The sequence below is a fragment of the Pirellulales bacterium genome (assembly GCA_035939775.1).
In the GTDB taxonomy this organism is placed as follows: Bacteria; Planctomycetota; Planctomycetia; order Pirellulales; family DATAWG01; genus DASZFO01.
In genome coordinates, this window is the sequence record DASZFO010000034.1 from 1 (window position 1) to 12,986 (window position 12,986).

At 59.3% G+C, this 12,986-nt stretch carries 4 protein-coding genes; all 4 read right to left on the reverse strand.

Going from position 1 to position 12,986, the window contains the following annotated elements; translation table 11 throughout:
* Positions 1 to 169: 169 nt before the first annotated feature.
* Entirely contained in the window at positions 170 to 1,327 is a 1,158-nt protein-coding gene (locus tag VGY55_01550) for a hypothetical protein (protein HEV2968640.1), read from the reverse strand.
* Between the two features lie 43 nt (positions 1,328 to 1,370).
* Entirely contained in the window at positions 1,371 to 6,560 is a 5,190-nt protein-coding gene (locus VGY55_01555; protein ID HEV2968641.1) for an Ig-like domain-containing protein, read from the reverse strand.
* A gap of 197 nt (positions 6,561 to 6,757) precedes the next feature.
* Positions 6,758 to 11,032: a tetratricopeptide repeat protein gene (locus VGY55_01560; GenBank protein HEV2968642.1), complete on the reverse strand. Its 4,275-nt coding sequence runs from the start codon at positions 11,030 to 11,032 to the stop codon at positions 6,758 to 6,760.
* Between the two features lie 139 nt (positions 11,033 to 11,171).
* Complete coding sequence (locus VGY55_01565) at positions 11,172 to 11,918, reverse strand: hypothetical protein (GenBank protein ID HEV2968643.1); 747 nt, start codon at positions 11,916 to 11,918, stop codon at positions 11,172 to 11,174.
* Between the last annotated feature and the right edge of the window lie 1,068 nt (positions 11,919 to 12,986).

Below are 12,986 nucleotides of genomic sequence, written 5' to 3' on the forward strand. Positions count from 1 at the left end.
CACTCTTCCCGAACGAAGCGTCGCTGCTACGATTGGTGACCGGCGTGTTGATCGAGATCAGCGAAGAATGGGAGACCACCAAGCGTTATGTAACTTTTTGAAATCAAGCCAACCCGCCACCACGCACAAAAACACCTTTATAGAAAACGCGGTACGGGATCGATCGCGCCTACCGTGCCGGTGTATGCGCTTTCAGGCCCTTTTGGAAAACGAAGCGTCTTTGGAAACCAAACGTTCCGCCGATCAGCAACCCGATAAGCCCCAAACTAGACAAACTTGCGACGTCAGCCGGTTCGGGAACAGTGTTATGACCATTGCCGAAGGCGATTACAATCGACTGGTCTTGAACCTCTTGCGAGTTATCGAGCGCGTAGACGTTCGCCCCAGCATATAGCGCGGAAGTCGGTGGCGCCTGACCGGTGTAAAGTGACTTCAGCCATACGTTCGCGTCAGCCACAGCTGTCGTAATGTTTGAACCCCCACTTACCTGAATGTTGTTGGAATCGCTGTTGATCTTCAGAGGGTTTGAGGACGATTTCGCATTGACGACGTCCCAAATCGCCACGGTTAACGCATCCGAAGCGACACTCTTGACCGGATTCGTGGGAATATTATGCACTGGGTCTGCGTTGACGTAGTCTTGAATCAATGCCAGTACATTGTCGGCCTGAATCGTGCCCAGGGTCTGGTTGGTTTCACCCGTCAGATCCGTCGCAAGTGATGTTACGGTGAACTGGGCAGTCTGACCATAAAAAATATCCTCGGTTAGAGCGATACAATACCCAGTATAAGACCCATCAGGAATCAGAGGGTTGGTCTTGTTATCGATGTTTTGGATCGTATAAGGGTATGGACCAGCAACGGTGCTAGTACTGGTTCCACTCGTGTCCGTTACTGAAAGCGAGTCACCAAAACGCGGGTCACCAGCACTCGCAATCGTAAGATTGACCGTATCGGCGAACGCTGAGCCGGTAATGGTAAACAGAGTCGCAAACGTCATTGCTCGAACCACGCGATTCATATATATCGCTCCTAATCCAACCCTGTTGGCCATCTCGCCGAGGAAATAACAACGCGGGTTCTCGCGAAACACTTCGGGCTGGATGTCAAAGTCCTGACCACGATTCGACTCTTTTATAACCCCTTCCCAAATGCTTGCAAGCAGAAAAGCCCAAAAATGCATTAAGCCGCAAGAAGTTGCGCAATCTCGCAATCTGCCAAAATAACGGTATTGCGAGACGGTTTTCTGGTATGAAGTTGTTGCGGAGTGACCTGAAAATATGATCGGATCCGTGGGCTGCAGGCGATTCCCACCCCATGCCTTCATAGCCCTTGGTACAGAAAATCAAAGCTGCTCAAAGCGGCAGCTTTTAAAGCAATTCCAACAGATTGTCCGCCAAACCAGCAGCCGATGGCTCGCCGTAAACCGTCTGCCCATCAACTCTTTCCCATCCCGACCAATAATTATCGTTGGTGATTTCCCAGCCCGAGGCAATTACTTTATCCAACGCTCCAAAGTGGCGGAAGCCGGTCGAAGGGCTTCGGACGTCGCTTAGTGCTGGCAAGGGGATTTCGGTTTGCATGATTTCACTGCCGCCGAGCGAACTCCGACAGAAAGGTGGGGGCGGCTGGTTGGCGGCAGGTGAAATTGCAGCGATCGTCACTCGCGCCAGTGCCATCCAAGTCGCCGATGGCTGGGGCTCGGAGCTGGGCCGGGTGCTTCCGCTGGCTGACGACGACGAACGCCATTGATCCGACCCTCTGGCCAGAAGTGCTTCGGAACGTCCGTCAACACGTTTCGCCGCGGCTGCGGAACGCGCAAAGATCGACGAGACAGCGGAGCGCGAAGCGCTCGCCGCGACCGGCAATCGATTTGTCGCAGCGGCCCCGCCATTTGCGCCGCTGTTTGAGTCCAGTGCTGCCGGGGCAAGTGCATTGCCGTCGAGATCGCTCGGAGCGATCGTGACCATGCCAAAAGCACTAGCCGAGCCACCTATTATCAATGCGGACTGGCGAATGGAATTAGCCGTCAGATCGCTGCCGGAGTTGACCACTAAGTTGCCCGTGCCGTCGATTATGCCGACCAATTGATCGGTGCCAGATACCAGGATGCCAGCGGCCGCGGTGCTGTTGTTGCTAATATTGACACTGTTCGAACCGCCGGTCAGGTCCGAGATGTTGCCAGCGAGTTCGAGCTGCGCATCGGCCATAATCGTGACGGTGACTCCCGGACTGAACGTCGGAGTCGCCGGCTCGTTAAACCGCAACGATCCGCCATCCAACTGCATGTTGCCGTTGAAACTTTTGGCTTCGGTGAAAGTCAGCGTGCCCGCCCCAATTTTGGTAAGTGCGCTGTAGGTGTCCCAAGCGGCGGTCGAGGAAGAGGCGACGGTAACGTGCTGCGTGGCATCCAGCGCCGCAATCAATTGATCAGCAATGGCGGGCAATGGCGCGAGCAGATTGATCGTCTGAGACCCGGCCGGCAAGTCGAACTGGATGGTGTGCGTTAGGCCGGGTGCTCCCGCGGCGTTGAGCAAGGCTTGCCGCAGCGTTCCCGTGCCGCTGTCTCCACTGGTCGTGACTTGGGCGGGCACGTTTTCAACGAAGCTTGTGCTGGCGCCGTTGACCAGAGCGTTGCCCGCAGCATCAATTATTCCCGACCCGGCCGCAGTCAGGGTCAGAACATATGTACCTGGAGTATCGGTCAGGCTGGCCAAGTTGCCGAGAGTGAAGGTTGTGTTGTCGCTCGTAGTTAATGTCTGCGACGAGGTAAGCAGGTTAGCGCCATCGTTCTGCGCGAGAGATAGCGCGGCCAAGACGAACTCAGTCACCGGCTCACTAAACACGATGTTCAGCTGCGCGACCGCCGAGATTTGCGGATTGGGGCCAACGGGGGTGATCGCGACGGTCGGTGGAGTCAAGTCGATGACGAAACTGCTCGCGGTATTGACGGCCAGCGGACTCCCGGCCGCATCGGCGATGCCCGAGCCAGACGCAGTGAGCGTGAGGGTATAAGTGCCGCTCGATCCGGTGAGCTGGGCCAAGTTCCCCAGCGTGAAAGTGGCGTTGTCGCTCGTAGAAAAAGTCTGTGACGCGGTCAGCAGGTTGGCACCACCGTCTCGTGTCAGCGATAGCGACGCCAAGACAAAGCCCGTGACGGGCTCGTTGAAGACGATTTGCATTTGTGCGACGGTCGAATTTCGCGGACTAGGACTGACGGGTGTAATTGTCGCAGTGGGTGGAGTGGCGTCGACAACGGTATTGAGGAAATACTCGCCGGTCGTGCCGCCGCCGCTAACGTGAATGCGATAGAATCCGCTGACTGCCGCTTGTTGAATGATCGACTGGTTCCCGGCGACGGAACCGAGGAGCACATCGGAGGGGCTATAGAGCTGGATTTGCGGACTCAGATTGTTGACGAATTGTGCGGGCCCGCCGCCGGGTATAATATAGGTCTGGACCGATAGGCTCATGCCCGCGTTGAGGTCGACAGCATACCAGTCGTCTGGGGTCGCATCCAGAATCGCGCCCAGGACGCCACGGGTTCCGCTGATATTCTGGGCCGCGGCGAAGTTCGTGCCAGTTTTTGTGTCGAAATCGGAATTGCGATCGATAACCAGTGTGTATGGCGTGCCATCGTCGCCGCTTACGGCGGCATAATAGGTGCCGGCTTTGGGGGCCACGAAGCCCTCGATGGCTTGGCCAACGTCGGTATTAAGCGTCGTGCCGCTGGCCAATGTGGTGCCTTGTGCGTTCTGCAAAACCAGAGTAACAGCGCCGGCGCTTTGAGACGTGACGACCAGCATCGCCGTCTGTCCGGCCGTGAGACTGAAGGCGTAATCGTCAGGAACGCTCAGTCCGACCCCGATCTCAGTGCTGACACCACTACCGATATAGGGGCTGTTGGTCGACTTGTATGACAGAAGCAGGGAGTTTCCGGCCGAGGATTGGTCACCGCTTGCCTTAACTCCAAGGGTGGCCGTGACGCCGCCGGCGCCGAAATCGCCGCTATTGAGATTCAGATAGTTGAATAGGATCGTGCCGTCCGCGTCGAGAATCGCCTCGAACGTGACCAATCCGGCATTGTTACCATTGGTAAAGCTCACATCGTTCCATTGCACGACCAGTCGCTGGTTGCTACCGGAGCCCTTGACCTGCCAATACACGTCTGAATTTGCCGAGCCGCTCACCACTAAGTCGGCCCACAGCGGAGCAATGGTCGGCCCGCTGGGCGACGATTGCAGGTTCGAGTTAGCGTAGGCGGACGTGCCAGTGCCGCTTCCCAAAGTAATTAGACCATTACTGGAAACATTGAACGTTGCGTACGAGGTGCCATAAAAGTTGAAGGCGAAAGTCCCACTAAGACCCACCGAAACAAAGCCATCGTCAACGCCCTTGAGAATCGCCGAGCCGGTGGAACTGATATCGTCGAACTGCTGGGCGACCGTGGCGGCCTGGTAGCCGAAGGCATCGGACGCAGAGCGATGGTGCGTCGTGATCGCGCCGGCAACGGCGCCGCGCTGGGCGCTGTTCCCCAGCGCGATGAAGCTGGGGTCGATGTTCTGGGCGGTCGTCACAGAATTGTTGGCGGCTCCGCCATGTGCAGAAGTGGAAAGTGCGGCGTTCAAATAGGCCTGTACAACATAACTGCCAATAGTGTCGCTCAGCCCATCGATGTTAAACGTATACGTACCGGTCGTGGGGATCGGTGTAGTTTGCAGGATGACCGGCGTGCCGGCAGCGATCGATGACGCGGAAGTTAATACGCCGGGGCCGTCGACAACGACGCCGGGTTGCAAGCCAGCGGCCGGCGTGACGAGCACCGTCAGCGTTTGTCCGGCAGCCACCGACAACGCAAACGATTCGGTGCCGCCCGCAAAGTCAATTGAGCCGCCGACGCTGTTCTGATAAATCAACGAGCCGTCCGGACTAATTGACGCGAGAGGCGTGGGGAAGACTATGTAAGTGAATGTCGCGCTGAAAGACGATAATGAAACTCCATCGCTCCTTCGGGCGATTTTGCCGGCCGCAATCGACATAGTTTGGAGCCCCAGCGTCGTCACGGGGCTGGAGTTGAATCGAAACGTCAGTGTCTTCGCGTCGGTTTGCGTCACGGAGTCGGCAGGAATTCCATTGACCTGCAATGCGGCCGCCGACACATTCGTCGTTGCATACGGGGAACTGAAAACGACGGTGAAACTGGTCGGCGGGGACGTGACGGTCCCGGCAGCCGACGGCCTGGACGAGCTTACGGTGTAGGGACCGATCAGCCCGGCGACCACCGACGGCACGATGGGCGAGCCAAGACCGGTCACGAGATCGTACCCAGGCCCGGCATTGCTGCCGTTGCTACCAATGATGATGTCGTTGAAGTCGGCGCTGGGCAAAGAATATAGCTTCGGGAGCGTGCCCGTTGCGCCGTCCAGCGAGGCCAGTTCATTGATAGCACGCCCCTGATTTGCGACTGCAATCAGGGCGCCCCATGCAACCACCGAGAAGCTGGTGCCGCCGGTTTGCATCCAGGGAGTCGTGCCGTAATCCCACGAATCGTAAATCGCTACGTAGGTTCCGGCGTCGAAAGCAACGTCCGGCGCCGTGCGCACCGAGCTGCTGAACCGCGTTACCACGCCATTTTGATAAGCCGGCTGTGGCTCAATCGTGCTGATCCCGCCGCCGCTGCCGCTCCAACCGGACTCGCCGATCCCGCCGTCGCCAGGTTGTGGGACACGATTGCCGTTGGCATCCACCGTCAGGGTGGTGCCGCCGACCGCGACGACGTTGGGCGAATAGGCGGGATATTCTGCAGGTTGTCCGGCGTCACCGGTCGAGGCCAAGAATGTGACACCGGTATGATTGATGGGAGTTGTAAAATGCGAATTGTCGCCAAGATCGCTCGAGTGCTCCTCGCGACCGAAGCTCATCGATACGACGGTCACGCTCGGCACGTTGCGAGCGTAATCCACGGCCGCGTACAAATCTGGGTCTGAGCCGCTATTGGCCTCTACCAGAAGGATGTTGGCGCCTGGGGCCAAAACATGTGCCCACTCGACGTCCAGCGAGGTTTCCAGCTCCCAGGAATTGTTTCCTGCTCCGGCCGGATCGGTTCCGGGAAAAGCGGTCGTGCTACCGGTTTGGCTGACCTTCGTGAAGGTCGGGGGGGCGGGCAGACCAAAATACGTGTCGAACTGCTGCAAGTCGCCGAGAATATTCGGATCGTCGTAGGCGTCGATGATCGCAATCGTCTGACCAGAGCCATCGCCCTGGACTGCGCTATAGGAGAATGTCGTTTGGTCGAAGCCGTAGGCGTGGCGGAGCTGGCTCGGAGTGAGGGCACCGCCGGGAGGCGCGGAATTGGCTAGTGGAACCGAGCTGCCGGCGGGAGGGACAAGCACCAAGGTCGGCTTCGCCGTGGATTGCGTCGACAGCAGCCGGCGCGATTCAAGCTGCTCGAACGCCGGGCGAAAGTGCCGCCTGCCGGAGTTCCGCCGAGTTGGCTTGGGATGACGATTACAGCCCGATCCCCACAGTTGTCGCTGCGAATTCAAATCTGCTGGCGACATCACGAATGGCGATTGGGCCCCGATTGCCGATAAACCAATCTCGCTTGAAATCGATATACGTGGCCGACACAGCCAGCGTCGGCGGCCGGCGCTGGCTGCGTCCAGGCCGCACTTGCCAACTCAGCCCCGCCTATAGCGTAACGAGCTTTCCATCCCCTTTTTTCTCGACGCTCTCTGCTCTCCGCCACCTGTTCCAGTCACCCTTGTTGCCCCTGCAACTTTGCCGCCAGTTCTTGGTACGCCGGTCTTTCCATTGGATTCAAGTTTTCGGGCTTAAGCCCCTTCTTTCGGGCCTCGTGCAGCGCCTGCGCAGCAGCTTGAGTCTGCCCAAGCTGATAACAGGCCAGTGCGCGGTGGAATTCGCGGTTTGGCCGAGGTTCGGCGCTCAGGGCTTGTTCCAAATCTGTCAGGGCTTGTTGCGGTTTGCCGAGCGCGAGGTAAACGGAAGCCCGAGAATCCAAGAGCGCCGGGAGCGGGCCAGCCGCTGCGATGGCTTGATCGACAAGTTGGAGTGCTTCGTCGAGTTGTTTTTTCTCAAGCGCGAGGAGCATGGCCAGATTGTTCATGGATACGACGTTCGACGCGTCTTTTTTCAGGACTTCCCGGTAGGTCTTTATTGCATCGTCAAAACGTTCCTGGCGGATGCGAAGATCCGCCAAGGCGATCAAAAGCGCCGGCGCATGATCGGTCCGGTCAACCGCCGCCAGCAGTAGATTCTCGAGCGGGGAGCGAGGAGCGGAGGGGGCGACAGCGGGGTCGCTTTCCACGAGTTCGACGATGGCTTGGGCTAGGGAATTGGGATCGGCTTTGGTGCCGGTTGCTTCCAGCAGCGAGAGCGATTCGTCGAACCGGCCTCGGCGGGCGAGAAAGCCGGCCAGCGCGAGTTGCTGTTCGGGCTGCTCCCCGACGCTTTTCCGGTACATGCTTTCCGCCTCGGCAAGCAGCTTGTCGGCGGCCGGGGATCGATCCGGGCCGGTCGCGCCACGGGACAATTCTTCAAGCCGTGCGGCGACGAGCAACGCTTTCTTTGTTGCTTCGGCCGGAGGCAACTCTTGCCGTGCCAGGGCGTCGCGCAACGTTTGGATGGCCGCATCGACTTGCCCGTGCTTGACGAGCAATTCCGCTTTGAGGCTGGCGGTCGCGAACTCGTTAGGAGCGATTTGCTCCAGACGGCGAATCCAGAGTTCGGCCTCGTCGGCCTCGTCGTGCTGGAGGAGTTGGGTCAGGTACAGGGCCATAGAACGCGGGTCCTTTTCATGGCTCGTAACAAGATTGCGGAGCAGCGTCGACGCCCGCGGCCAGTCCTTAGCGGCCAGATAGAGCTGCGCAAGCGCAATCCGCAAATTGTCCGCGTCCGGCTGCGCCTGAAGCAGCTTCTCGAGGATCTCGATCGCCATCTGGCGCCGCTCAGGCTGCGGGCAGAGGGCCAATGCGAAACTCTTTTCGCGGAGATCCTCCGGCGAGACGCCGGCGGCGAGATTTTGCTCGATCAGCGCCAGCGCCTGCTGGATCTTTGAATAGCGGCCACTGGCCCGCAACACGGCGGCCAACTCCCGGCGCGCGGCAGCGACCTCTTCCGGCTTCGCCGCGACTTGCCCCGAGACGATTTTGCGGAGCTGGGCTTCGGCGTCGGCCAACTTTCCCGTTCGCATTTCGAACTCGGCCCCGCTCCGTACGATCTGTGCGTTTTGCGGAGCGGCGGCAAGCGCCGCTTGGTATTGTTCCGCTGCCTCGTTCATGTCACCGATCGCTTCATAAGAACTGGCCAAGGTCAGCGCGGCGGTCTCGGCCGGCAGTTTGCGCTTGGCCTGTTGAATCGCGGTTTCGGCGTCGGCCTTGCGATCGATGGCCACATAAAACCGGACCAGCGCAACCCAGGGCTCGGGGGCTTCCGGCTTAAGCTGCACGGCTTGCTTGAGAGATTTTTCCGCCTCGGCGAAGCGGCTGGCGGCTTCATCCACTCGGCCGGCCCCCTTGGCTCGCAATCCCACTAGGCTTTGGAGTTGGCCCAGCCAAACCTGGTCCTGCCAGTCGTGCGAATTCGCCGCCACCTTGCGAGCCAGATCCAATGCCCGATCGAGGTCTTCCAATCGCGCCGAAACCTTCGAGGCCATCCGCTCGATGTTGCCGGAGAAGAGCCCAGGTTGCTGATCGAGCCGGCGCAGCAGCTGATCCGCCTCGGCATAGCGCTGCTTGGCATAGAGCAGTTCGACCGCCCGGCGGACCGCGACTGGGCTGCGCTCGCCGAGATCGATCGCTTCGAGGTAGTTTTGCAGGGCGGCCCCGCTTTGCCCTTGCCGGTCTAGAATTTGCGCGGTCAACAGCGATAGAGCGGACCAGCCGGGTCGCAGCTTGCGGGCGGCACTAATATGCTCGAATGCCGCCTCGTCGAGGGCCACTTCGTCACCTTTCGCAGTCGACGGTTTCGCCAGCAGACAGAGCGCCGCCTGTCCAAAGTGCCAGACAGGCCCCTCCCCTTCTAGACCGCGAATCTCCTTGAGAACTTGCCTTAAGGCTACCGCATCGCCACTGCGAAACGACAGATTAAAGAGGAACAGCCGAGACTCCAAATCCTTCGGATCGGCATCGCACGCGCGGTGGGCCAGTACGGTCGCCTGCGCCACGTCGCCAGCCTCCAATGACAGGGTCGACAAACCGTGGGACAGAGTCGCTTGATCGGCCGGCGAAAACGCCGCCGACTGATCCCCCAAGGCTTTGAGCTTGGCTGCCGACTCCTGCTTGTCATGGGCCAGCAAAGACGCGCCGCGGGCTAAGCGAAGCCAAACCTGATCGCCGAATCTCTTTTCCGCTTCGGCCAACAACTGCTCGGCCTTCGGCCACTCCTGCTGCAGATCGGCCAAGCCGACCAGCGCGGTCCACAACTCGGTTCGGTCAGGAGCTTTCGTTCGCGCGGCGAGCAACAGTTGTTCCGCCTCGGCGGGATGCTGCTCTCCAGCCAGCGCTTCCGCCCGCAAGAGTGTAACTCCGACCGAATCCGGATTGTTGTGGCCCAATTGGTCAAGCAGCGAGTCCACCTCCGTCCAATCCTGTTCCGCTGGGCGGCGGGCTAGGTTCTTCAAGATCAGTAACCGCGCCACGCCCGCCGCGCCGGCCCCCTGCATACCGTCCAATTTGGCGATCTGCCGGTATTCTTCCAGAGCCTCGTCGAACCTGCCTTTGGCGAGCAACACGCTTGCGATCCCCAACCGCGCGGGAGGCCAGGACGGATTCGCTCGGGCCGCGTCGCGATAGGCCGCCAATTGAAGTTCCGTGTTGCCCAGCTTTTCCTGGCAAGCGGCAATCTGAAGCTGTACCACCTCCTCTTGCAAATCGAGCAAGCGGCTCAATTGTGGCACAATCTGTTGGAATCGCTGGGCCGCGGCCAGCCAATGATGGTTGGCCAATTCGATCTCCGCCTCCAGATAGCCGATCAACGGCTCGAAGCGGTCGTCAGCGGGGAGCTTGTGCAACGTATCGACGATCCCCTGCGTTCCCGGCAAATCGCCCGCCGCAATCCGCAGCCGCCCGAGTTCCCACAACAACGCCCGATCGCGCGATTGGGTCGCTGCCGCCCCGGTTTCCAGGCAAGCGATGGCCTGTTTTCGATCTCCGGCGGTGGCCTCGATCCGTGCCAAAATGATGTAGCCGGCCGGACTGGTCGGGGCGGAGTCGATCGCGCGCTGGGCGTAACCGCGTGCTTTGTCGTATGGGGGCTTGTCCGACGTGAGCCGGGCTGCCAACAGCAGAGCGCCGGTTTCCTTGGGAGAAAGCTCCAGAACCTTCTCGGTCTGCCCCTGAGCTTCTTTCTCCCGGCCGATTCCTGCCAGATATTGCCCGTCGAGCAAATGGGCTCGGGCCGACTCCGGATTGGCCTGGACCAGCTTTGCCATCCACTTGTCAGCCTCGTCGGGGCGCTTGAGCCGCCGCAGCACCTCCGCGAGATGCGCATAGGCACCGACTTGATGCGGATCGTGGCCGATTGATTTTTCCAGCGAACCGACCGCCGGGACATACTCTCCACCGGCAGCCTGGCAATTCCCCAGCAAATCCCAGAGTGCCGCATCGTCCGGCAATCTTGCCAGCAGTCGCTCCACGTGCGCCTTGGCGTCGCTCACTCGGTCGATCCCCATTTCGACCGGCACCAGCCGCCGCCGCAAGTCATCCCGATCCGGCTGGGCGCGCAGCACCCTTTCCAACGTGAGAGCCGCGTCCCGCGAAGCGCCAAGGTCCGCCAGCAAAAGCCCAAATTCCGCCTGGGCATCAACATCCTGTGGCGCGAGTTTCGTATATTGCTGGAAATAATTGACGGCCGGTCCGAATTGCTTTTCTTTCAAGGCGCGATGCGCCTGGTCGAGCAAAAAACTGCTCTGCCGACTGATCTGAAACGCATGCAGTCCATGAACGGCCGCAGCCAACAGTACGACACAGGCGAGCAAACCCAGCAGGAAGAAACGATTGATCGTGGTCCTCATATGTCCATCTTAGTCGATGAATCGAAGGTTCAACATACCGCGTCTCACTTTCCGACGCGGTTTTACTGCGCCAACATAAAAGGCCATCCCAAAAGGGATGGCCTCTCGCTTTCAACATATCGCGTGTTCAAGGATGCATTCAAACGTGCAAAGCCATCGCTCTCCGACGCTGCCAAAACAGTCCCAGCCCCATCATTCCCGCCAAGCTGAGAATGCCGACCACCCGCGGCGGTTCCGGGGCGACGACCTGCGTGTCTGCTGTGAGCGAAACCTGTCCCCCAGAGGGAACAAAAATCGTGATGACCTGCTCAAGACTATAAATCCCCGCTGGGTTCAGGACAGGGACGCTTGACTTTGACGTGCCGGGGCCGAGCGGGCCGGGAAACCCAACTGAATTCAATGGCGCTGGTTGAGCGACGCCCAACCCCGATGTGAAAGAACTCAAAAGGGTTACCGAACCGTCATCGGGGAGCTGTGAAACAGACAAGACTGATTTTAGGAGCAACGGGCTCCCAGTGGGTAACGAGTAATCCGTGGCTGCTGTTCCTTGTCCGTTGACGATGGTAAACGTAATGCTTTCCGCAACCGCGCCCAAGTTCTGCAAGTCGATGTCGCTCGTCGTCAAGTCGCCTAGGCTGGGAGTCGACCCCGAGTCGTTTGAACTAAATGTGAGCTGGAAATCGCCCACCTGCACGTTGTTGCCGCTATTCACAGAAAGAAATGGGGCTACACCGGCATGCGGCGGGCTAGTCGCGGTTAGGTATGGTGAGGCCACGAATCCGCCACTTTCCGCAACACTAACCACCAGATCCCCACGAGCAGCCGCAGAAAAAGCGGCCACCAAAACCATCGCAGCGACGCCGACCATTTTCGGTTTAGAAGTCATCTTGCTTCTCCTGTTTAGAAATCGAACCGGCGAGTCGGCTAGCCCCTAAAACTCACCCCCAGAAAACAACAAACAAAGCAACTCCAATTCACGGCCATCGAGCTAAACATAATCGTCAGGTCCGCCTTGTCAATCATATTCTTTCCGGATTTCGGGAACTCGCCAACGAACTTCGCATCCACGAAACTCACCTGTAGACGGGCGGCCCGCATTTTCGGGCTATCGTGCCGCAACTGACCGCCAGCTACAAATCCCGGCTCCGCCATTCCTCGCGCAGCCATTTCCTTATACCAACACCAACGGGGATGTCCAGCGGTAAACTGCCAGAATGCATGAAGCCGCAACCGATTGCGCAATCTCGCAATCCACCAGGCCGCTGGAACGCCCGGATTTCGGCGACCAGGCCTTTAAACGGTGTCTGACGGTACGCACCGACCCTCACGGACGCTCCTCTGGCGGCCACAATTGCGACGGAACCGAGCGACGCCAGAATACCCCCCCATCAGATGGATAAACGAGGTTTCTGGCTAAATGGACGGTGCAAAGAAGTATCCGTTCACGCGCGCGGCTAGCCCTCAATGACCAATCGCCGACCCCGCAACTGCGGTTCCCGACGGGCGACTGGACCCCTTTCTTCCGAATCGCGATCGTCCGGCGTGGCCAAAAAAAGCTAGGGTTCCCTTCGGGTGGTCCTGTGGATCGCCACGGGACTCCCACGGCTCGTCTTTCAATCTTTTCCGAAGTCGGCTTCACGAGAAGAACACGGAATTCCTGTTCCACGCGCTGTCGTGGGCGCCCGCGGGCTCCCTCTGTCGCGCCGGACATCGACTCGTCCGTGGCCGTTCAGGAACCGTCGCTTCCGAGTAGAACAATGGAGCTTTGGCCATGAAGTTGTCCAATCGCCCTTTAGCCAAACGCCGCTCGTCGAAGCGTCGTTCGTTCCGGCCGCGTTTCGAGGCTTTGGAAAGCCGCCATATGCTCTCTGGCAGTTCGCTGCCGTTCGACGACAGCGGGCTGGCTCCGGCCGGCTTGCAGGCGATTTGTGCGTTGCCGAATCTTCCAGTCTTC

Bases quoted from the DNA above. Each gene is read 5' to 3' on its own strand.
- VGY55_01550 (HEV2968640.1), bottom strand. From the start codon at position 1,327: ATGAAGGCATGGGGTGGGAATCGCCTGCAGCCCACGGATCCGATCATA.
- VGY55_01555 (HEV2968641.1), bottom strand. From the start codon at position 6,560: ATGTCGCCAGCAGATTTGAATTCGCAGCGACAACTGTGGGGATCGGGC.
- VGY55_01560 (HEV2968642.1), bottom strand. From the start codon at position 11,032: ATGAGGACCACGATCAATCGTTTCTTCCTGCTGGGTTTGCTCGCCTGT.
- VGY55_01565 (HEV2968643.1), bottom strand. From the start codon at position 11,918: ATGACTTCTAAACCGAAAATGGTCGGCGTCGCTGCGATGGTTTTGGTG.